This is a genomic window from Streptococcus mitis, assembly GCF_002096855.1.
GTDB classification, from domain to species: domain Bacteria; phylum Bacillota; class Bacilli; order Lactobacillales; family Streptococcaceae; genus Streptococcus; species Streptococcus mitis_Y.
In genome coordinates this window covers 16,331-37,133 of the sequence record NZ_NCVH01000021.1, presented here as the reverse complement: position 1 = coordinate 37,133, position 20,803 = coordinate 16,331, and the positions used below count along the sequence as shown (strand labels likewise).

The following is a 20,803-nucleotide window of genomic DNA, read 5'->3' as shown; positions in this document are numbered from 1 at the left end:
TTATAATTGAAATGTACTTTATTTTAAGGCAAGATAAAGTACATTTTCACTAAACTAAAATGAACATTTGAAAAATTTCAGTTTTTACTTTGATAACGTACATTTTTAGCTATTTTTGTTCAAAAAAATTTTTTTAGTAATTGGGACGATTTAAGTCTTTTTTATCACTTTTAAAAAAACTCTATAACATCTTTCTGAAAAACTATAATTTTCTTGAAAAATAAATAAGTCTATGCTATACTACTAGTAGACTTATTTATGGAGAAAATACATGAAACGTGAGATTTTACTGGAACGAATAGACAAACTAAAACAAATCATGCCCTGGTATGTTCTGGAATACTATCAATCTAAGCTAGCTGTACCTTACAGTTTTACAACCTTGTACGAATATCTCAAGGAATACGATCGATTTTTCAGCTGGGTTTTAGAGTCTGACATTTCAAATGCTGATAAAATGTCTGATATTCCTTTATCTGTCTTGGAAAATATGTCTAAGAAAGACATGGAATCTTTTATCCTTTATTTACGTGAACGTCCTTTGCTGAATGCTAATACAACCAAACAAGGAGTTTCACAGACAACTATCAATCGAACCTTGTCAGCTCTTTCCAGTCTTTATAAGTATCTAACCGAGGAGGTTGAAAACGATCAGGGGGAACCTTATTTTTATCGTAATGTAATGAAAAAAGTTTCAACCAAAAAAAAGAAAGAAACGCTTGCTGCCAGAGCTGAAAACATCAAGCAAAAACTCTTTTTAGGTGATGAAACAGAAGGTTTCCTAACTTATATTGACCAAGAGTATCCACAACAACTTTCAAATCGCGCTCTCTCATCATTCAACAAAAATAAAGAACGTGATTTGGCCATTATTGCCCTTCTATTGGCGTCTGGTGTCCGCTTATCTGAAGCTGTTAATCTGGATCTAAGAGATCTCAATCTCAAAATGATGGTTATTGATGTCACTCGAAAAGGGGGTAAACGTGACTCGGTCAATGTCGCTGCCTTTGCTAAGCCTTATTTAGAGAATTATTTGGCCATTCGAAATCAACGCTATAAGACGGAAAAAACAGATACAGCCCTTTTTTTGACTCTCTACAGAGGAGTTCCTAATCGTATCGATGCTTCCAGCGTTGAGAAAATGGTTGCTAAGTACTCTGAGGACTTCAAAGTCCGTGTAACACCCCATAAACTACGACATACCCTAGCAACCAGGCTCTATGATGCCACTAAATCGCAAGTTTTGGTCAGTCACCAGCTAGGACATGCCAGCACACAAGTCACTGACCTCTATACCCATATCGTTAATGATGAACAAAAGAATGCTCTAGACAGTTTATAAAATACATAAAATAAATTATGTAATATATGGTTTTTAAAAAAGAAGCTGGTCCTACAACCAACTTCTTTTTGATTTATCCAACTACCGCTTCAGCGATTTCTTCACGGCTAATACCAGCGAAATAGCGTGTGATATCAATGGTTTCTAACGCCTTAAGGACATCTTCGCGTTCGTATTTCACCCCACGAAGGACATCTTCTACTGCAGCAACATCTTCAATACCAAAGAAGTCACCGTAAATCTTGATGTCTTGGATTTTTGATTCGAGAACATTAGCAAAGACTTCCACCTTACCACTAGTGAATTTTGTTCCACGACGGACGTTAAATTCAGGTGATTTACCATAGTTCCAGTCCCAAGTTCCAAACTTAGTATCTTTGATACGGTTAATTTCAGCTAGTTCTTCCTCAGAAAAAACGTATTCTGTCATCTCTGGATACTCTTTTTTCATGTATTCCAAGAGTAAGTCACGGAATTCTTCGACTGTGATTTTTTCTGGTAATTCATTGATAATATTGGTTACACGAGCACGAACCGATTTCACACCTTTTGATTCAAATTTATCTTTTGAAACCTTAAGGGCATTTGCTAGGACTGACAAATCAACGTCAAAGAGCAAGCAACCATGGTGCATGATACGACCGTTGATATAGGCTTGAGCATTGCCACAGAATTTCTTTCCATCAATCTCAAGGTCATTACGGCCTGTGAACTCAGCTTTAACCCCAAGTTGAGCCAAAGTATTGATAACTGGAGTTGAGAAGCTCTTAAAGTCAAAGGCCTTGTTTTCATCTTCTTTTGAAATGATCGTGTAGTTTAGGTTATTTAAATCGTGGTAAACAGCTCCACCACCACTAATACGGCGGACCACCTCAATACCATTTTCGCGAACATAATCACGGTTGATTTCTTCGATAGTGTTCTGGTGACGACCAACAATGATAGATGGCTTGTTAATCCAAAGTAGGAAGATTTGATCCTCATCCAAAAGGTGTTTAAAGGCATATTCTTCCAAGGCGATATTAAAAGCGGTGTCGTTTGAATGATTGATAATGTATTTCATGAGATACCTTCTTATACGATAGAGACTGGAAATAACCTTCCAGTCTAACCTATCTTCGTTTTATTTTTTCTTAGGTGAGTGGATGGCCATTCCTAAAACATCCGCAAATGCTTCGTACATCACTTCAGAGTAGGTTGGGTGTCCGTGGATAGTCTTCAGCATTTCTTCAACAGTAATTTCCATTTCGATAATGCTTGATGCCTCGTTAATCAATTCTGCAGCTGCAGGACCGATAATATGAACACCAAGGATTTCTCCGTATTTCTTATCAGCGATGACTTTTACGAAACCTTGAGCTGCATCTGATGCAATGGCACGACCGTTAGCAGCAAAGTTGAACTTACCGACGGCAACATCGTATTTCTCACGGGCTTGTTCTTCTGTCAAACCTACTGCTGCTACTTCAGGAAGAGTGTAGATGGCTGCAGGAGTCAAATTCAATTTGGCAACAGCATGGTTTCCTTTAAGAGCATTTTCAGCAGCAACTTCACCCATACGGAAAGCTGCGTGAGCCAACATCTTCGTACCGTTGATGTCACCTGGTGCGTAGATACCGAGAACAGAAGTTTCCATATATTCGTTGACCTTGATGCGACCACGATCCAATTCAAACTCAACATCGCCAATACCTTCAAGGTCTGGCACACGACCGATTGAAAGGAGCGCTTTGCTTGCGATGATATCATCTTTTCCTTCAACCTTGATACGAAGTTGACCATTTTCCTCGATGATTTCTTGCAGTTTAGTATCAGTCAAGATGGTCATTCCTTTACGCTCAAGGATCAAGCGAAGGCTCTTAGACACTTCTGCATCCATAGCTGGCACGATACGGTCCATCATTTCGATAACAGTTACTTTTGAACCAAATGTCATGAAGGCTTGACCAAGTTCGATACCGACAACACCACCACCGATGATAACAAGACTTTCTGGTACTTCGTTCATTTCAAGGATGTCATCGCTGGTCATGACAAGTGGAGATTCCATACCAGGGACGTTGATCTTGCTGACTTTTGAACCACCGGCAAGGATGATTTTCTTGGTTTCAAGCAATTCAGAACCATTTACCAAGACATTCTTGTCTTTAGTAATAGTACCGATACCCTTATGAACAGTAACTCCGTAGCTACGAAGAAGTCCTGCAACACCACCAACAAGAGTATTAACAACTTTAGATTTAGTTTCTAAAAGTTTTTCCATATCAACAGTGAAGTTTGGATTTTCAATGACGATACCACGGTTTGCAGCATGACCGATATTCTCGATGATTTCAGCGTTGTGAAGATAGGTCTTGGTTGGAATACAACCACGGTTCAAGCAGGTTCCACCGAGTTCAGATTTCTCAACAAGGGCAACCTTACCGCCGAGTTGGGCAGCTTTAATGGCTGCAACATAACCAGCAGGACCTCCACCAATCACAACGATATCAAAAGCATCATCGCTCTTACTATCATCGTTTGAGGCACTTGCTGCAGGTGTAGGGCTAGCTTCTGGTGATGCTGCTCCAGCTGTTGGTATGTTTTCCCCTTCTTCACCAAGGTAACCGATAACTTCCGTTACAGGGACAGTTTCACCATCTCCTTTGAGAATGGCAATCAAGTACCCATCTTCTTCGGCTTCCAATTCCATGCTGACTTTATCAGTCATGATTTCCAAAAGGATTTCTCCTTCTTTTACAAATTCTCCGACTTTTTTATTCCATTGGACGATTTGTCCTTCTGTCATATCCACGCCGGCTTTTGGCATAATTACTTCTAAGGCCATGTCTTCCTTCCTTTATCTATATCTTTAAAATGAATACTCTTGTTCTTAAATCAACATTGAGATTGGATTTTCTATCAATTCTTTCAAGTCTTTCATAAACTTAGCACCAGCCATACCATCTACGACACGGTGGTCGATAGTTAATCCTAGGCTCATGATAGGGCGAATGACAATTTCACCATTGACGACAACTGGCTTCTCAATTGTCGAACTGACACCAAGGATAGCTGAGTTTGGTTGGTTGATGATAGGACCAAAGGACTGAACGCCAAACATTCCCAAGTTACTGATAGTAAATGTTGAATTTTGAAGTTCACTTGGAGCCAATTTGCCATCCAAGGTACGGCCAATAACATCCTTGAAGGCTACAACCAGTTCAGAAAGACTCATCTTCTCAGTATTGTAAACAACAGGTGTCATCAATCCATTATCCATCCCAACTGCCATGGCAAGGTTGACATAGTTGTGAGTGATAATGGTCTTGCCATCTTCTGTCAATGAAGCGTTGATGTAAGGATGTTTCATCAATGTCTTAACAACTGCAAGTGAAAGAAGGTCTGTTACAGTAGTCTTCTTCCCAGTTGCTTCCATGATCGGCTCAAGAACCTTCTTACGAAGAGCCAACATTTCAGTCATATCAACTTCATAGTTGAGAGTAAAGGTTGGCGCAGTTAAGTAAGATTCAACCATGCGTTGGGCAATAACCTTACGCATTGGTGTCATTGGAATACGTTCAATTTCACCGTATGGTGTTACATTATCAGGAACTTCTTCCACTTTTTCAATCTGAGCAGGAGACTTGATGGTATCGTTTTCGATATTTTCAGGAAGCAAGGCCAAAACATCCTTCTTCATGATCTTACCACGATGACCAGTTCCTTGGATTTCCTGCCAAGCAATATTATGTTCGAGGGCAATTCGTTTTGCAAGTGGCGAAATGCGAACCACGTTTGTGTCTTTATAAGTTTCCACGTCTTCTTTGTGGACACGACCGTTTGCACCTGAGCCAGAAACGTCGTAGAGATTGATCCCTAAATCATCCGCTAATTTTCTAGCTGCAGGAGTCGCTCTTAGCTTGTCATCAGCCATGACCTCTCCAATTCTATACTAAGATATTAAGGACGCAGAGGGCAATGAAAAAATAGGAATTTGACGATGTGTTCGATGAACACAAGGAAATCTATCTTTTTTTCACAGACCTCCGTCCGAATTCAATTAAATAATACAAAGGGCATCAAAAGTCAAAGTGAAAATAGGAAACTTGACGAAGAAACTTTAGTTTCTAGGAAAGTTTATCTTTTTCACACAGACTTTAGCCCGAGTTCAACTCTACAAGTAACTTGGACACGGAACGTGTCTCAAGTTACTACAGTTGCCGCTATCAGGCGGTCAACCTTGTAGACTTACTAAGTCGTTCGTCGAATAACATCGATTCGACTCTCTCCTGTCGCAACTTTAGAAATAACTTAGGTACATTACATATCTCAAGTTACTAAAGTTAAAAGCAATCATTATTTTACATAACTTATCTTATGTAATTCTACTCTTTGTTATATGTTTTACGGATGGCATCTTTAATGCTTTCAACTGTTGGAATCATTGCATTTTCTAGGTTTTGTGCATAAGGCATCGGCACATCTTCTCCTGCACAACGGCGGATTGGTGCATCTAGATAGTCAAATGCTTCTGATTCTGAAATAATAGCTGAAATCTCTCCGATATAGCCGTTTGTTTTGTGGGCATCGTTTACAAGAACAACCTTACCAGTCTTCTTAACTGAGTTTATGATGATATCCTTATCAAGCGGAACAAGGGTACGTGGGTCCACAATTTCAACAGAAATTCCTTCTTCTGCTAATTCTTCAGCAGCTTGAACCACACGGCGAAGCATTTTTCCATAAGTAACAACTGTTACATCCGTACCTTCACGTTTGATTTCCCCAACTCCAAGTGGAATCGTGTAATCTGGATCAACTGGCACTTCCCCTTTTTGGTTAAATTCTGATTTATACTCAAGAATGATAACAGGGTTATTATCACGGATAGAAGACTTAAGCAGCCCTTTCATGTCCGCAGGTGTACCTGGTGCCACAACCTTAAGACCAGGAATGTGAGTAAACCAAGACTCTAGTGATTGCGAGTGCTGGGCTGCAGAACCAACTCCGTTACCTGCTGCACAACGGACAGTCATTGGGACCTGACCCTTACCACCAAACATATAACGTGTTTTAGCGGCTTGGTTGACGATATTGTCCATGGCAATAACCGAGAAGTCCATGAAGGTCATATCGATGATTGGACGAAGTCCTGTCATCGCTGCTCCTGCTGCTGCTCCAGAGATGGCAGCCTCAGAAATCGGACAGTCACGGACACGTTCTGGACCAAATTCTTCAAGCATTCCAACAGAAGTTCCGAAGTCTCCTCCGAAGACACCGACGTCTTCTCCCATCAAGAACACATTTTCATCGCGACGCATTTCCTCAGACATAGCAAGGATAATGGTGTCACGGAAGGACATTGTTTTTGTTTCCATTTTATCTCTTTCTCCTTAGTCTGCGTAAATATCTTCAAATGCTGATTCAAGCGGTGGGAATGGGCTTTCCTCTGCAAATTTAACAGAAGCTTCTACTGCTTCCTTAACCTGTGCTTGGATTTCTTCCAATTCTTCGGCACTTGCAATAGTGTTTTCAATGAGGTACTTGCGAAGGTTTTCGATTGGATCTTTTTGTTTCCACAATTCCACTTCTTCACGTGTACGATATTTACCAGGGTCAGATGATGAGTGACCAAGCCAGCGATAAGTTACACTCTCAATCAAGACTGGACCATTACCACCACGAACATGATCTACAGCTTTCTTAAATCCTTCATAGACGTCGATGACATTGTTTCCATCTTCGATGAACATTCCAGGAATTCCATAAGCGGCGCTACGTTGATGGATATGTTCGACATTGGTCATTTTCTTGATATCCGCAGAGATACCGTAACCGTTGTTAATGCAATAGAAAATGACTGGAAGGTTCCAGATAGAAGCCATGTTCACTGCTTCGTGGAAAACACCTTCATTGGTCGCACCATCTCCAAAGAAGCAGACAACGATTTTTCCGGTATTTTGCATTTGCTGACTGAGGGCTGCACCAACAGCGATTCCCATACCACCACCTACGATACCGTTGGCACCGAGGTTACCAGCATCAAGGTCCGCAATATGCATAGAACCACCTTTACCTTTACAGGTTCCAGTGTATTTTCCAAGGATTTCAGCCATCATTCCGTTGAGATCAATTCCTTTGGCAATAGCTTGTCCGTGACCACGGTGGTTTGAGGTGATCAGATCATCTGGATTGAGAGCCAACATAGCCCCCACGTTAGCTGCCTCTTCTCCAACAGAAAAGTGCGTCATTCCTGGCACTTTCCCTTTCTTTACTAATTGCGCAATTTTTAAGTCCATGCGACGGATTTCTTCCATCTTACGGAACATTTCTAGCAAAAGATTTTTATCTAAAGTTGACATCTTCTTGCCTTTCTAACTTTCTTCTTACCTTACTATTTTACCGTTTTTGGCAAATACTGTCAAAGTTTTTCTCGAGGAAATTTCACAAAATAAAAAAGAAAACCCAATGAGAACAAGGGATTTTCTTGATAAAAATATTTTTTCACAAACTTTTTGTCATTTAGATTTTGCTAAAGATTCAAATCTCTTCATAATCACAGTTAGACGCCAACGGTAGAGAGCCCCACTCACGATTAGACTAATAATCAAACCAATCCAGTAAGAATAAGCTCCAAAATCTGTTAGAGAGTCGAATACCATAGCTACTGGGAGTGTCACCCCCCAGTAACCAACCAAACCAAGGTAAAAAGGAATAACGGTATCCTTATACCCCCGTAAAATCCCCTGAAGCGGTGCCGCAAAGGTATCTGCTAACTGGAAGAAAAGACTATAAGTCAAAAAACGTGCTGTCAAATCAATAAATTCTGGGTCGTTACCATAAAGACTGGCCACATTTCCTCGAAAAATGTAAAGGAAGGATAAGGTGAAGGCCGCAAAAATGAGGGCTGTCCATCTTCCTAGACCAATATAGGTTTTCGCATCATCAAATCGCTTGGCTCCCACTTCATAGGAAACGACAATAGCAATAGCAGATGAGATACTCATAGGAAAGGCGTACATAAGACTTGAAAAGTTCATAGCTGACTGATGACTAGCGATAATCAAGGACGAAAACTTAGCCATAATCAAGCCAACCACGGAAAAGATAGCCACTTCCGCAAAGACAGTTCCCCCAATAGGCAGACCTAAGCGAACTCCTTCCTTGATTTTATCCATATTAAATGGAATTCGTCTTTCAAGGTGTAGGGCTTTGAGCTTCTCCTGTTTAAATAAAACCAGAACAGAAATCCCAAGCAAGACCCAGTAGGCCAAGGATGTTCCTAAACCAGCACCAGCACCTCCCAGTTCTGGAACACCAAAGGCCCCGTAAATCAAGAGATAGTTAAATCCGCTATTGAGAGGAAGTAACAAAAGCATGAGATACATAGACAGTTTGGTCAACCCTAGCGAATCCAGCAAGGAACGAATGACACTAAAGAGCAATAAGGGGATAATTCCGATAGATAAAAACCAAAGATAGCGAACCGCTACTGCCGCCACTGGTGCTTCTAGTCCAATATGATTTAAGACAGGAGGTGCCAAGAAAAGTACCAGTCCCAGTAAGACCACAGATAGCACCAGGGCCAAATAGATGAACTGGTAAAAATCAGACGCAACTTCTTCCTTTTTGTCACGACCAAGATGGTGACCAATAATAGGCACCAGGGCTGACACAATCCCTGTTAGAAATGTAAAGCAAGGATTCCAGATACTGGTTGCCATAGACACACCAGCCAAGTCCATAGTATTGTATTGACCTGTCATTGCAGTGTCAACAAAAGAGGCAGAATAATTGGCAAATTGGTAGATCAGGATTGGGAAGAAAATTTTTAAAAATAATACTAACTTCTCTCGTAAACACTTTGTCTTATACATACTTCTCTTTCTATTCTGATTTATCTAAACCAAAGAGTTTCAGACCATAGTTTTTCAAACTTAGCGGAGGGTTATTAGATTTTGAAGTAGTATGCCAACACGCACATGTTCGACAATAATAGCTTCTAACTAAACCTCCATTATCATATTGAACCGCATGGTCAGCTTTTTCTTTAGTTTCATATTGAATTTTAGAACGATTAGCTGCGGGACAGTAAATTCCACTATTAGATTTTGCTTGTCTCTCCCTACGTTTTCGAAAATAATTCATATGCCAACTCCTATCAAGCTTGATAGACGACTTGTCCCTTACAGATGGTGTATTTAACCTGCCCTTTTAAGGTTTCACCGATAAATGGTGAATTAGCTGCTTTTGAAGCAAAATGGGAGTCCACAAGGCGGTCAGCCTTAGCATCAAAAATAGTGATGTCCGCTGGACCATTCTCAGCCAAATAACCTGCTTCAAAGTTGTAAAGCTTGGCTGGATTGTATGTCATTTTTTCAAGTAATTCCATCAAGCTCAACTCACCAGCTTCCACCAAATAAGTTAAACCGAGAGAAAGAGAGGTTTCCAAGCCAGTCATACCAGATGGCGCTTTGGTAATATCTTCGACTTTTTTTTCATCTGCATGATGAGGCGCGTGGTCAGTCGCGATAACTGTGATGACACCTGACTTGAGACCTTCAATCACGGCACGACGGTCTGATTCCAAACGAAGTGGAGGATTCATCTTAGCATTGCTTCCTTGTGTCAAAAGGAGCGCTTCGGTCTTAGAAAAATGCTGTGGTGCTACTTCTGCTGTGACTTGCGCACCCAAACCTTGAGCAAACTCAACTACTTTAACACTTTCTTCCTTAGACAAATGCTGGATGTGAACATGGGCCTTAGTTGCATAGGCAATCATAACATCACGCGCTATCATAGCGTACTCAGCTACCCCAGTCGCACCACAGATATGGAAATGTTCTTTAGCAATATTTTCGTTAAACCCAAGAATCCCATTCAAACCTGGATCTTCCTCATGAAGACTAATAAAGGTATTAAGCTTTTTAGCTTCCTCCATGGCTTCCTTGACAACTTTACTACTTTCAAGCGGAATACCGTCATCAGAAAAACCAACAGCTCCAGCTTCTAAAAGTGCCTTAAAGTCAGTCAAATCTTGCCCATTAAAGTTTTTAGTAATGGTCGCAACCGTCTTAACATTAATCTTCTCTTTAGCAGCTGACTGAAGAACTTCTTGCAAGGTCTCTACATCCGAGATTGTTGGACTAGTATTAGCCATCATGACGACAGTTGTAAAACCACCTGCAGCGGCTGCTAAGGCACCTGTATGAATATCTTCCTTGTGGGTTTGACCAGGTTCACGGAAATGAACATGAATATCTACCAAGCCAGGAGCAACTACAAGACCACTAGCATCAATTATCTCTGCTCCTTCTTCTTTAATCTCAGGCGCAATTTTGATAATTTTCCCATCTTGAACTAAGACATCACACACTTGATCCAAACCAGACTTGGGATCCATTACACGACCATTTTTAATTAGTAACATCTGCTTTCTCCTTTATTCGTAGAAATCCACTTGGGTATCCAATAACTTCTCACCATCATAAACAAACTTTGCTGAAAAAAATGGTTTATCTTCTAAAAGCCACTCTACGAAGGTGTGGTCTCCTTCCCAGGTTGGTTTGCTTAAAACCTCATCATAAGGAACCCATTCTAAAGTCCCTTCATTACAGTCAATTAAATCACCTTCGAACTCCGTCACTTTAAAAACATAGGTGTACCAGTCTAAATCTGGTGTAAATTCAGGAAAAGTGATAACACCTTTTAGAACTGGCTTGGCTTTGAGCCCTGTTTCTTCAAGGATTTCACGCACTGCACATTCCTGTGGAGTCTCACCACGCTCTAGCTTACCACCCACACCAATCCATTTCCCTTCATGGACATCATTGGGTTTCTTATTACGATGGAGCATAAGCAATTCTTTCCCGTTATCAATGTAGCAAATTGTCGCTAACTGAGGCATATTTTCTCCTTATCTAAGCCAATCGATTGGCTCTTGTCCTGTCTCTTTTAAGAATGCATTGGCCTTGGAAAAAGGCTTGGAACCCCAAAATCCTCTATAAACTGACAAAGGACTGGGATGGGCTGATTCGATAATCAAGTGATGAGGATTGGTAACTAAGGCCTTCTTCTTGCGTGCATAAGCTCCCCAGAGTACAAAAACGACTGGTCTATCTAGATGATTGACCACCTGAATCACAGCATCCGTAAAAGGTTCCCATATCTGACCAGCATGACCATTGGCCCGTCCAGCAGGAACCGTCAGACAAGCGTTAAGAAGCAAGACTCCTTGCTCAGCCCAAGACGTCAAATCATGAGATTTCTTGACCCCGATATCATCTGACAATTCTTTCAAGATATTTTGCAAGGATGGCGGAGCTGGGATAGAGTCGGGTACAGAAAAACTCAAGCCCTGCGCTTGACCTGGCCCGTGATAGGGATCTTGCCCTAGAATCACCACCTTAACTTCTTCAAGCGGTGTTGTCAAGAGAGCCTGAAAAACCTTTTCTTTGGGCGGATAAACAGTCCCCTGAGCATAGACCTGATTCATAAACTGATTGATTTTCCCGAAATAACCCTCAGGTAATTGCTCCTTAATCAAAGCATGCCAAGACGAATGTTCCATAGCCGACTCCTTCGTTTTTACTGCCTCTATTATAGCAAAAAGTGGCTATCTAAACCACTTTTTACAGTTTATCTAAACAATCCAGCAAGTCTTGGTAAGAATGAACTTCGTAAGTCGGCTGGGCTTGTGTGTGATTTTCGAGGTGATGAGGATTGTACCAGATAGTGTCAATCCTAGCATTATTGCCACCTTGAATGTCGGCTGTTAGGGAATCTCCAATCATCAGCGTCTTTTCTTTACTAAATCGAGCAATCTGTTGACCGATTTTTTCATAAAAGAGAGCATCTGGCTTTTGTGTTTGCAACTGTTCAGAGATAAAAACTTGATTGAAATAAGGTGCCAGGCCAGACTGAGCCAAACGCCCTGTCTGAATAGCAGTTATTCCATTTGTCGCAGCATACAAGTCATAATCACGATCGATGAGACTGTCCAAAAGTTCATGAGCGCCTGAAAAAGTTTGCCCCTGCTGGGCTAAGTAAAACTGGTAACGCTGGGCTAGAAAACTACCGTCTTTTTCCTGTCCAAAATGAGCAAATAAACGAGAAAATCGCGTGTTGACCAGCTCTTGTTTACTTATTTTCTTTTGCTCTAAGTCCTTCCAGAGAGCCTTGTTCATAGGAACATAATAGTCTTTATAAGCCTGAATATCTGCAACTCCTTCTTCTTTTAGAAGTTGCGTCAAAGCCACATCCTCAGCAGCATCAAAATCAAGCAAGGTGTGGTCGAGGTCGAAGAGTAGAAATTTGTAGGACAATTTGAGAGTTTTCCTTTCTGAAAAGAATTATGAATATTATAGCATAAAGTAAGAAAGCCATACCAATTTATTCCATCTATTTGACATACAATTATCGCAACTAAAGGCTACAAGTATACTTATAAATCACTCTTCTAGACTTTTGATTGTCAAAATCTTTCAGAATAGAACAATCCTAACTATCGAATACTCTAACTTCATAAATATCTATGCAATTCTAGATCTAGAATTCCTATAAACTAAATGTTTTCGCACTATTCTAAGTAATTGATAGCCTTAAATTTTAATTTTTGAAGGATTCTAAAGCTAGAATAGTCCCATCACAATCTGTTTTGAATGATTCACAATATAGAAATACTATAGCTTTACTCCTGCTAAAATAAAAAGGAACTGCATAAAGCAATCCCTTTCTGATTTTGAAATTATTTACTTAAAATTTAATAGTTAAGATAATCAATAACTCACCTATAACAGGAATGATAGGAAGATTCCTTATTTATTGATTTCAAGCTCCGACAACTGTGTTTGAATAACTGACAGTTCTGCACCAGCCTGAAGAAGAGCTGCTGCAGTATAGGCACCTTCTACAATTGGAACCCTATTGATCATGATACTTTTATCACTGAAATCAGCCACCATTTCTAAGTTCATTTTAGCAGAACCTAGGTCAAAAAAAGCTAATAAAGTATCTGCTGGATTTTCGGAAACAACCCTATCTACTTGATCAAAACTCGTTCCAATTCCTCCATCTTCGGTTCCTCCTACATAAGTAATCGGAATATCTTTAGCTACTTCACTAATCAGTTCAACGACACCTTGTGCAATGTGTTTAGAATGTGAAACGATAACAAGACCAATACTTCCCATTAAACCACCCCAGTTTCTAAAAGAGCAGTAAAGAGTAATCCTGATGAAAATGATCCAGGATCAATATGTCCAAGAGAACGTTCTCCTACATAAGATGCCCTTCCTTTAGTTGCAAGTAAATCTTTGGTAGCATTCACTAGCTTATCAATAACCTCTTGAGTCAATTGGCCTGCAGACAAAGCAGCAATAACAGGAGTCCAAACATCAACCATTGTCTTTTCTCCAACTTCTGCTTTCCCACGTTTGACAATCATATCCAAACCGCTTTGTAAGATTTCCTCTATTTTCGAATTTGAATCAGCCTTGGCCATGCCCATAAAAGCAGAGCCATACAAGGGACCAGAAGCACCGCCTACCTTGCTCAGTAATTGCATTGAGACAAGTTTAAACACATCACTGCTTGTTTCAAATTGCTTTCCTTCTAAGTTTTCCATAACTGCAGCCATTCCACGCGCCATATTTCCACCGTGGTCTCCATCTCCTATAGGGGTGTCTAGCTCACTAAGGTAATCTTTCTGTTCTTGAATCTTTTCATTAAAAAGCTTCATCCATTCAAGAGCTTGTTCAACATTCATGCGACATATCCTCCTTGAGTTTTACCAAGCTGGGGTAGTAACAGGTGTATTTAGAGCATCCAACCACTCATCATCTGCCAATCGAATCAATGTTAATGATAATCCAGCCATATCGATTGATGTCATATAGTTTCCAATTTTCTTAAATGCCAACTCAACACCTTTTTCATGGAGTAATTTAGCCACATCATTTGCAAATACGTATTGCTCCATAAGAGGAGTGCTTCCTAAACCATTGATGAGAAGGCCATAGCGTTCTCCAGCTTTAAGTTGGAAACCTTCAGATAACTTTTCAACCAATTCTGAGGCCAATTGTGCTGAGGGTTGCATCTTCTCTTTCTTATATCCCGGTTCACCGTGGATACCAACTCCGTATTCAAATTCATCATCTTCTAGAACAAAACCTGGTTTGCCAACTTCTGGAACAGTAGCGCCAGATAGAGCTAAGCCAATTGTTTTAATTTCTAAGACAAGTTTGTCGGCCAAGTCCTTCATTTCAGATAATGTTTTACCAGAACGAGCCGCATCACCCAAAATTTTATGGACTAATATAGTACCTGCGACACCTCGACGACCTTGGGTATAGAGACTATTTTCAACCGCAATATCATCATCGACTACAACACTTGCTACATCAATACCTTCCATTTCAGCAAGTTCTTGTGCAATTTCAAAATTCATGATGTCCCCAGAATAGTTCTTGATGACCATGAAAACTCCAGCACCTTCATCAGCCGCCTTGATGGCTTCTAAAATTTGGTCCGGAGTAGGTGAAGTGAAGACTGCTCCACAAATGGCAGCAGACAACATTCCATCTCCTACAAATCCAGCATGACTTGGTTCATGTCCTGAACCTCCACCTGAAATGAGTCCAACTTTTCCTGTCTTTTCTGCCTTTCTAACGATGACATCAAAACCATCTAAGCGTTCTACCAAGTCATCATGCATGAATGACAATCCCTGCAACATTTCATCAACAACTTGTGTCGGTTCATTTATAATTTTTTTCATGAGAAACTCCTTTCGGCATGTATCTTTGTTTTCGCTTTCATTATATATTTTTTATTGCTAGATGATAAGGGACAGATTCTATTATTTGTCCCCTTTTAAACCCGTTTAAAACATTTTTTTGGTAAAATGAAGGAAGTAAAAGAAAGGTTTCCTATGGCATCATCACTTATTACAAAAAAACGGATTGCCAAGGCATTTAGAGACCTATTAGCTACTAGAGAATTTGATAAAATCTCTATTGTAGATATCATGGAATCAGCTGGCATTCGTAGACAGACCTTTTATAATCACTTTCTTGACAAATATGAACTGCTAGACTGGATATTTGAAAATGACTTAACCGAGTATATCACCAATAACTTGGACTTTATTTCGGGCCAAAAACTATTACAAGAATTATTTCTTTATTTCGAACAAGAGCGTGACTTTTATATTCAACTTTTTGATATTCAAGGACAAAATAACTTCTATGACCAATTTATAAACTACTGTCGCTTGCTTGTATCAAAAATTTTAAGAGAATACGGTCAGATTGATATCGATTCATCTGCTTATACTTGTTTTTTGTTAGACTATCATTCACATGCTCTAGCAGAAATCGTGAAGGCTTACGTCAATAAAAAAAGTCCAGTTCCACAACCAGACTTTCTAATCATGACAATTATTGGAAAGAGACCACAATGACATTTATTTCAAATCATAAACAGAAAATTATTTCAAGTTACATTTCGGCAACTGTCAGCAGTCATCCTGAATTAGAAAAACACCCTACTTTACCACTAGTCTATCAAAAAAATCGCAATCCTCATCAGGTTCCAATATTGTCGGGTGGAGGTTCCGGTCACGAACCTGCGCATATTGGATATGTGGGAGAAGGAATGCTTACTGCTGCTATCTATGGCCAATTATTTACTCCTCCTACAAGAGCTGAAATCTTAGAGTCCATTCGTTTTTTAAACAATGGTCACGGTGTTTTCATCATTGTAAAAAATTTCGAAGCAGACATCAAAGAATTTAGCTGGGCCATTAATACTGCTAGACAAGAAGGAATTAAGGTCGGCTATAGTCTAGCACACGACGATATTTCTATTGAACCTCACAATAGATTTCAAATTAGAGGAAGAGGGCTTGCAGGGACAATCTTACTTCATAAAATCCTAGGATTTGCATCTCAAAATGGTGCCGACATAGAACAACTAACCGATTTAGGTCATCAGCTTGCTCCCGAAATCGCAACAATTGGCTTTGCAACGAAATCTGCTAGTCTCCCCCAAGCCACCCTTCCACTATTTAACTTAGAAGAAGGAAATATTTCTTATGGTATTGGGATACATGGCGAAGAAGGCTATCGTATCGTCCCATTCCAATCATCGGAAATCCTTGCAAATGAAATTATAAGTAAATTAAGATTGCACTATCATTGGAAAAAGGGTGATCAATTTATATTGCTTGTAAATAATCTAGGCACTACTACCAATCTAGAAATGGGCATATTTATCAATGATATCCTTCAACTCTTAGAAATTGAAGGAGTCACTATTACCTTTATAAAATCAGGAACATTTATGACCAGTTTGGATATGGCAGGTATATCCGTAACTCTTTGCCCTGTAAAAAATAAGCAGTGGCTAGAAGCGCTCAATGCTCCAACGACAGCTTTTGCATGGTAATTTGCTTGTATAACTCAAAAGGGCTACATCACTTGATAGCCCTTTGCTTTTATCTTATACTCAATGAAAATCAAAAAGCAAACTAGGAAACTAGCCGCAGGCTGTACTTGAGTACGGCAAGGCGACGTTGACGCGGTTTGAATTTGATTTTCGAAGAGTATTACGTTTAAAAGAACTCATTCTTGCAATTTCAAATAGGCCATCTATCCCTTACAATTCTTCCGATGAGCTTTGAGTTTTTTCAGAGCCCAATCATAGTGGCTTGACGTACTACTGACAAAGTAGGAACCTAGACTTGTCCCTCCCGTCCACTTATAGACACCTTTGGTAAAGAGTTCGTCATTGCTAAAAACTTCTATCAACTCTAAAACCTCCCTATGTGATTGTTCTAGGAGTCTAGTCGCTTCTTCTAAGGAGGTTTTCTGGTGCTTCTTCCAAAAAGCGACATTCATTTCTCCATAAGTTTTCCAATTATAAGGTTCAGGGAGAAAAGGTCTTTTGTGACCTTTTTGATTGGAATGTACCCAAGTCAAAAGTAACTGCTGCCATTCATGAAGATGGATCAAGACATCCCGTAGATTTTTATCCCTTTTCCAGTGAGCTTCTTTTTTCTTTGGGTCTCTAGAAAAATCAAATGGAATCTGTAGCTTATCTTCACTTAGTTGGGAGATGAAACGATTGAGCTTTTCATAGTTTTCCTTAGAGGCCAGCATTAGCTCCTCTTTTGTTTTCGGTCTAGGCACAGAGTTCTCCCTTCATATTACTAGTTATTATTAGAAATTTTTTATCCTTTAAATCTCTATAACTTATCCTTTAATTTCTCAACAAAGAGATAGGCTGCTGGACAGGTTAAAGTATTCTTAATCGTCAAATGGTTGATTTGATGGATTTTTTTCCTGTCTGTATGAGGAAATTCACGACAGGCCTTTGGACGAACGTCATAGATGGAACAGAGATTATCTCCTCCTAAAAAGGGACAAGGCATAGATTTGAAAACCTTATCACCATCTTCATCTACCTGCAGAAACTCCGCTTCAAAAGCAGGTAATTTCATCTTAAAATACTTGGCGATTCGTGTAATATCCGCTTCTTTAAAGTCAGGCCCCAAAGTCTTACAACAGTTGGCACAGGCCGTACAATCAATCTCCGAAAAGACTTCTTGGTGAAGCTGCTGGGCTATCTTATCTAGATTTTTTGGTGGCTTTTTCTTTAAATTGGCTAAAACTTTTCGATGCTCCTTCTGCTTTTGCAAGGCCAGCTGGTGGTAGTACTCAATATCAATTTCTTTAGACATTATTTCTCTCTTATTCTAATTACTTTCCCCTATTATACCATGCCTCTGAACCATTGAAAAGTGGAGTTTATTAGACTATACTTTCCCAAAATGCGTCAAAAAACCTTGCAACTAGGTTACAAGGTTAATCACATTAATCAAAGTTAACGTATTCTTTTTGAAGTTCAAGAACTTCTTCCATTGTTGAACACTCTGTAAGGGCACGGTTAGCGTACTCTTCCATCTTAGCAGTGTCCAATTTCTTCATCAAGCTACGTGTACGGAGTACAGATGTTGCTGACATAGAGAATTCATCCAAGCCCATTCCGACAAGAAGTGGAACAGCTTTTTGGTCACCAGCCATCTCACCACACATACCAGCCCATTTACCTTCAGCGTGAGCTGCCTTGATAACGTTGTTGATCAAGCGAAGGATTGATGGGTTATATGGTTGGTAAAGGTATGAAACTTGCTCGTTCATACGGTCTGCTGCCATTGTGTATTGGATCAAGTCATTTGTACCAATTGAGAAGAAGTCAACTTCTTTAGCAAATTGGTCTGCAAGCATCGCTGCTGCAGGGATTTCAATCATGATACCAACTTGGATATCATCCGCAACTGCAACTCCTTCAGCAAGAAGGTTTGCTTTTTCTTCATCAAAGACTGCTTTAGCTGCACGGAATTCTTTCAATAGGGCAACCATTGGGAACATGATACGCAATTGACCATGAACAGAAGCACGAAGAAGGGCACGGATTTGTGTACGGAACATTGCATCTCCAGTTTCAGAAATAGAGATACGAAGGGCACGGAATCCAAGGAATGGGTTCATTTCATGTGGCATATCGAAATAAGGAAGTTCCTTATCTCCACCGATATCCATTGTACGAACAACCACTGGTTTACCATTCATTCCCTCAAGAACAGCCTTGTATGCTTCATACTGCTCATCTTCTGTTGGGAAGTCTTGAGAATCCATGTACAAGAACTCTGTACGGTAAAGTCCAACAGCTTCAGCACCGTTGTTGTTAACACCTTCAACGTCTTTTGGAGTACCGATGTTAGCGGCCAACTCGAAGTGTTTACCGTCAGCAGTCACTGTTTGAGCATCTTTCAAAAGTGCCCATTCAGCTTTTTGTTTAGCATAAGCTTCACCAGCTGCTTTAAATTCTGCCGCTTGTTCATCTGTTGGGTTGATAATCACTTCACCAGTAATTCCATTAACGGCAAGGATATCACCGTCTTTCACTACTTCAGTGATGTTATTTGTTCCCAATACAGCTGCAATTTCAAGTGTACGTGCCATGATAGCTGAGTGGCTTGTACGTCCACCGATATTTGTTACAAAAGCTTTTACAAAGTTTTTGTCCAATTGAGCTGTATCAGATGGTGTCAAGTCATGCGCAATCACGATTACTTCTTCATTGATAGAAGCTGGGTTTGGCAATTTCTTACCAAGAAGATTTGCCAATACACGTTTTGTCACGTCGCGGATATCCGCTGCACGTTCTTGCATATATGGGTTGTCTTCCATGCCTTCAAAGATAGTGATGAACATGTCAGTCACTTCTTTAAGACCTGCTTCAGCATTGACTTTCTTAGCACGGATTGTTTCTTTAATCTGACCAATCAATTCTGGGTCAGCAAGAACCATCAAATGAGCGTCAAAAACTTGAGCCGCTTCTTCACCAAGCGTACCTACAGCTTTCTCACGGATAAGAGAAAGCTCGTTTTGAGAAGCTTCAAGAGCTACATCCAAACGAGCCTCTTCTGCGTTTGTATCTTCGACTGAAACAGTCTCGAATGACAAATCCGGTTGAACGAGTAGATATGCTTTTGCAACTGCAACACCATCAGATGCTGCGATTCCTTTAAGCATTTCTGTCATTTTCCTTATGCCAATCCTTCTTTTTCCATTGTTTCTGAGATTGCAGCGATAGCGTCATCTGCATCTGCACCTTCAGCTGAGATAGTTACGTCAGCACCTTGGCCAACACCAAGACTCATAACACCCATGATTGATTTAAGGTTAACTGATTTACCTTTGTACTCAAGAGTGATATCTGAAGCAAATTTGCTTGCAGTTTGTACCAACAATGTTGCTGGACGTGCGTGAATACCTGTTTCTGCCACTACGTGGAAATCTTTAGAAGCCATAGTTTGACTCTCCTTTTGTTCTTTCTTTTTTGAGTTATATGTGATAACCCTTACAATTTGGTATTATATCATCTTCTAGGATTTTTTTCAAGCATTTTATGGGATTTATTCGATTTCCTTTCAGATAACTTGCTGAAAATCTTCTATTCTAGATAACAAAACACAGGATATAGTTTTCCAAAAAACTACTTGTACGATAATTATCATCTTTTCACAAATCAAACACTACATATTGTGTTTAGTGGGCTTGAGGAGAAAAATAGACCACTATATTTAGTTTTAAATCATTGACAAAAATTTATTTTCTGATATACTAAGAAAGTAATCTATTTTGAAAGAGGAGTTACACAATGGTAACCGTTTATTCTAAAAACAACTGTGTCCAATGTAAAATGACCAAACGTTTCTTGGACAGTAATAATGTCGCTTATCGCGAAATCAATCTTGATGAGCAACCTGAGTACATCGATCAAGTTAAAGAGCTCGGTTTCAGCGCAGCTCCTGTTATCCAAACACCAACTGAAGTCTTTTCAGGTTTCCAACCAGGAAAACTGAAACAATTAGCATAATCTTAGTACATCATCCAGAAGAAACTGCTTCTA

22 protein-coding genes are annotated in these 20,803 nt (G+C 39.9%); 4 read left to right on the top strand and 18 right to left on the bottom strand.

Translation table 11 applies throughout. The features are described from left to right. Positions 1-271: 271 nt before the first annotated feature. Positions 272-1,342 carry a tyrosine recombinase XerS gene (xerS, locus tag B7698_RS00835; protein WP_000817852.1) on the top strand — a complete coding sequence of 357 codons (1,071 nt, stop codon included), beginning with the start codon at positions 272-274 and terminating at the stop codon, positions 1,340-1,342. A 73-nt stretch (positions 1,343-1,415) separates the two neighbouring features. Here xerS and B7698_RS00830 read toward each other — a convergent pair whose 3' ends face one another. The 14 genes from B7698_RS00830 to dhaK all read right to left on the bottom strand — a co-directional run bounded on the left by B7698_RS00830 (position 1,416) and on the right by dhaK (position 15,101). After that, positions 1,416-2,405: a lipoate--protein ligase gene (locus tag B7698_RS00830; RefSeq protein WP_000873983.1), complete on the bottom strand. Its 990-nt coding sequence runs from the start codon at positions 2,403-2,405 to the stop codon at positions 1,416-1,418. Positions 2,406-2,465: 60 nt separating this feature from the next. Further along, complete coding sequence (gene lpdA, locus B7698_RS00825) at positions 2,466-4,169, bottom strand: dihydrolipoyl dehydrogenase (RefSeq protein ID WP_084864347.1); 1,704 nt, start codon at positions 4,167-4,169, stop codon at positions 2,466-2,468. Between the two features lie 45 nt (positions 4,170-4,214). Continuing rightward, positions 4,215-5,258, bottom strand: a complete 1,044-nt coding sequence (locus tag B7698_RS00820) for a dihydrolipoamide acetyltransferase (protein WP_084864346.1) — start codon at positions 5,256-5,258, stop codon at positions 4,215-4,217. A gap of 451 nt (positions 5,259-5,709) precedes the next feature. Beyond that, positions 5,710-6,702, bottom strand: coding sequence for an alpha-ketoacid dehydrogenase subunit beta (locus B7698_RS00815; RefSeq protein WP_084864345.1), 993 nt, complete (start codon positions 6,700-6,702; stop codon positions 5,710-5,712). Between the two features lie 15 nt (positions 6,703-6,717). Next, positions 6,718-7,686: a thiamine pyrophosphate-dependent dehydrogenase E1 component subunit alpha gene (locus B7698_RS00810; RefSeq protein WP_084864344.1), complete on the bottom strand. Its 969-nt coding sequence runs from the start codon at positions 7,684-7,686 to the stop codon at positions 6,718-6,720. 156 nt (positions 7,687-7,842) lie between these two features. Continuing rightward, a complete protein-coding gene (gene pdrM / locus B7698_RS00805) occupies positions 7,843-9,201 on the bottom strand; it encodes a sodium-coupled multidrug efflux MATE transporter PdrM (RefSeq protein ID WP_084864343.1) in 1,359 nt (452 codons plus the stop codon). A 10-nt stretch (positions 9,202-9,211) separates the two neighbouring features. Then, the gene (locus B7698_RS00800; protein ID WP_001105926.1) at positions 9,212-9,472 is read right to left on the bottom strand and encodes a hypothetical protein; all 261 of its coding nucleotides are present in this window, start codon (positions 9,470-9,472) and stop codon (positions 9,212-9,214) included. A 13-nt stretch (positions 9,473-9,485) separates the two neighbouring features. Beyond that, the gene (locus B7698_RS00795; RefSeq protein WP_084864342.1) at positions 9,486-10,754 is read right to left on the bottom strand and encodes a dihydroorotase; all 1,269 of its coding nucleotides are present in this window, start codon (positions 10,752-10,754) and stop codon (positions 9,486-9,488) included. A 12-nt stretch (positions 10,755-10,766) separates the two neighbouring features. After that, the gene (locus B7698_RS00790) at positions 10,767-11,231 is read right to left on the bottom strand and encodes an NUDIX hydrolase (RefSeq protein WP_049495916.1); all 465 of its coding nucleotides are present in this window, start codon (positions 11,229-11,231) and stop codon (positions 10,767-10,769) included. A 9-nt stretch (positions 11,232-11,240) separates the two neighbouring features. After that, a complete protein-coding gene (locus tag B7698_RS00785; RefSeq protein ID WP_084864341.1) occupies positions 11,241-11,894 on the bottom strand; it encodes a uracil-DNA glycosylase in 654 nt (217 codons plus the stop codon). Between the two features lie 61 nt (positions 11,895-11,955). Further along, positions 11,956-12,648, bottom strand: coding sequence for a pyrimidine 5'-nucleotidase PynA (pynA, locus tag B7698_RS00780; protein ID WP_084864340.1), 693 nt, complete (start codon positions 12,646-12,648; stop codon positions 11,956-11,958). Between the two features lie 492 nt (positions 12,649-13,140). Further along, complete coding sequence (dhaM, locus tag B7698_RS00775) at positions 13,141-13,515, bottom strand: dihydroxyacetone kinase phosphoryl donor subunit DhaM (RefSeq protein WP_000534739.1); 375 nt, start codon at positions 13,513-13,515, stop codon at positions 13,141-13,143. After that, positions 13,515-14,090: a dihydroxyacetone kinase subunit DhaL gene (gene dhaL, locus B7698_RS00770; RefSeq protein ID WP_001100267.1), complete on the bottom strand. Its 576-nt coding sequence runs from the start codon at positions 14,088-14,090 to the stop codon at positions 13,515-13,517. The genes dhaM and dhaL overlap by 1 nt, the downstream gene beginning before the upstream one ends. A gap of 21 nt (positions 14,091-14,111) precedes the next feature. Next, positions 14,112-15,101 carry a dihydroxyacetone kinase subunit DhaK gene (dhaK, locus tag B7698_RS00765; protein WP_000720683.1) on the bottom strand — a complete coding sequence of 330 codons (990 nt, stop codon included), beginning with the start codon at positions 15,099-15,101 and terminating at the stop codon, positions 14,112-14,114. Between the two features lie 153 nt (positions 15,102-15,254). On the opposite strand from dhaK, the gene dhaS reads away from it, so the two are divergent. After that, entirely contained in the window at positions 15,255-15,785 is a 531-nt protein-coding gene (gene dhaS / locus B7698_RS00760; RefSeq protein WP_084864339.1) for a dihydroxyacetone kinase transcriptional activator DhaS, read from the top strand. Then, on the top strand, positions 15,782-16,771 hold the full coding sequence (dhaQ, locus tag B7698_RS00755; protein ID WP_084864338.1) for a DhaKLM operon coactivator DhaQ: 990 nt from the start codon (positions 15,782-15,784) through the stop codon (positions 16,769-16,771). The genes dhaS and dhaQ overlap by 4 nt, the downstream gene beginning before the upstream one ends. Positions 16,772-16,974: 203 nt before the next feature. Here the strand turns inward: dhaQ and B7698_RS00745 are convergent, their stop codons facing one another. From B7698_RS00745 to B7698_RS00730, 4 genes are all read right to left on the bottom strand, one after another. Further along, positions 16,975-17,514 (bottom strand): ClbS/DfsB family four-helix bundle protein, encoded by a 540-nt coding sequence (locus B7698_RS00745; RefSeq protein ID WP_084864337.1) that lies wholly within the window; start codon positions 17,512-17,514, stop codon positions 16,975-16,977. Between the two features lie 56 nt (positions 17,515-17,570). Further along, the gene (locus tag B7698_RS00740; RefSeq protein ID WP_084864336.1) at positions 17,571-18,065 is read right to left on the bottom strand and encodes a YkgJ family cysteine cluster protein; all 495 of its coding nucleotides are present in this window, start codon (positions 18,063-18,065) and stop codon (positions 17,571-17,573) included. 133 nt (positions 18,066-18,198) lie between these two features. Further along, entirely contained in the window at positions 18,199-19,932 is a 1,734-nt protein-coding gene (ptsP, locus tag B7698_RS00735) for a phosphoenolpyruvate--protein phosphotransferase (protein ID WP_084864335.1), read from the bottom strand. A gap of 5 nt (positions 19,933-19,937) precedes the next feature. After that, positions 19,938-20,201, bottom strand: a complete 264-nt coding sequence (locus B7698_RS00730; RefSeq protein WP_000146947.1) for a phosphocarrier protein HPr — start codon at positions 20,199-20,201, stop codon at positions 19,938-19,940. A 350-nt stretch (positions 20,202-20,551) separates the two neighbouring features. Between B7698_RS00730 and nrdH the strand changes: the two genes are divergently transcribed. After that, positions 20,552-20,770 (top strand): glutaredoxin-like protein NrdH, encoded by a 219-nt coding sequence (gene nrdH / locus B7698_RS00725; protein WP_000259240.1) that lies wholly within the window; start codon positions 20,552-20,554, stop codon positions 20,768-20,770. Positions 20,771-20,803: the final 33 nt, after the last annotated feature.

What these genes read in the sequence shown, in the direction of transcription:
- xerS (WP_000817852.1), top strand. Translation starts at nt 272, where the DNA reads ATGAAACGTGAGATTTTACTGGAACGAATAGACAAACTAAAACAAATC.
- B7698_RS00830 (WP_000873983.1), bottom strand. Translation starts at nt 2,405, where the DNA reads ATGAAATACATTATCAATCATTCAAACGACACCGCTTTTAATATCGCC.
- lpdA (WP_084864347.1), bottom strand. Translation starts at nt 4,169, where the DNA reads ATGGCCTTAGAAGTAATTATGCCAAAAGCCGGCGTGGATATGACAGAA.
- B7698_RS00820 (WP_084864346.1), bottom strand. Translation starts at nt 5,258, where the DNA reads ATGGCTGATGACAAGCTAAGAGCGACTCCTGCAGCTAGAAAATTAGCG.
- B7698_RS00815 (WP_084864345.1), bottom strand. Translation starts at nt 6,702, where the DNA reads ATGGAAACAAAAACAATGTCCTTCCGTGACACCATTATCCTTGCTATG.
- B7698_RS00810 (WP_084864344.1), bottom strand. Translation starts at nt 7,686, where the DNA reads ATGTCAACTTTAGATAAAAATCTTTTGCTAGAAATGTTCCGTAAGATG.
- pdrM (WP_084864343.1), bottom strand. Translation starts at nt 9,201, where the DNA reads ATGTATAAGACAAAGTGTTTACGAGAGAAGTTAGTATTATTTTTAAAA.
- B7698_RS00800 (WP_001105926.1), bottom strand. Translation starts at nt 9,472, where the DNA reads ATGAATTATTTTCGAAAACGTAGGGAGAGACAAGCAAAATCTAATAGT.
- B7698_RS00795 (WP_084864342.1), bottom strand. Translation starts at nt 10,754, where the DNA reads ATGTTACTAATTAAAAATGGTCGTGTAATGGATCCCAAGTCTGGTTTG.
- B7698_RS00790 (WP_049495916.1), bottom strand. Translation starts at nt 11,231, where the DNA reads ATGCCTCAGTTAGCGACAATTTGCTACATTGATAACGGGAAAGAATTG.
- B7698_RS00785 (WP_084864341.1), bottom strand. Translation starts at nt 11,894, where the DNA reads ATGGAACATTCGTCTTGGCATGCTTTGATTAAGGAGCAATTACCTGAG.
- dhaM (WP_000534739.1), bottom strand. Translation starts at nt 13,515, where the DNA reads ATGGGAAGTATTGGTCTTGTTATCGTTTCACATTCTAAACACATTGCA.
- dhaL (WP_001100267.1), bottom strand. Translation starts at nt 14,090, where the DNA reads ATGAATGTTGAACAAGCTCTTGAATGGATGAAGCTTTTTAATGAAAAG.
- dhaK (WP_000720683.1), bottom strand. Translation starts at nt 15,101, where the DNA reads ATGAAAAAAATTATAAATGAACCGACACAAGTTGTTGATGAAATGTTG.
- dhaS (WP_084864339.1), top strand. Translation starts at nt 15,255, where the DNA reads ATGGCATCATCACTTATTACAAAAAAACGGATTGCCAAGGCATTTAGA.
- dhaQ (WP_084864338.1), top strand. Translation starts at nt 15,782, where the DNA reads ATGACATTTATTTCAAATCATAAACAGAAAATTATTTCAAGTTACATT.
- B7698_RS00740 (WP_084864336.1), bottom strand. Translation starts at nt 18,065, where the DNA reads ATGTCTAAAGAAATTGATATTGAGTACTACCACCAGCTGGCCTTGCAA.
- ptsP (WP_084864335.1), bottom strand. Translation starts at nt 19,932, where the DNA reads ATGACAGAAATGCTTAAAGGAATCGCAGCATCTGATGGTGTTGCAGTT.
- B7698_RS00730 (WP_000146947.1), bottom strand. Translation starts at nt 20,201, where the DNA reads ATGGCTTCTAAAGATTTCCACGTAGTGGCAGAAACAGGTATTCACGCA.
- nrdH (WP_000259240.1), top strand. Translation starts at nt 20,552, where the DNA reads ATGGTAACCGTTTATTCTAAAAACAACTGTGTCCAATGTAAAATGACC.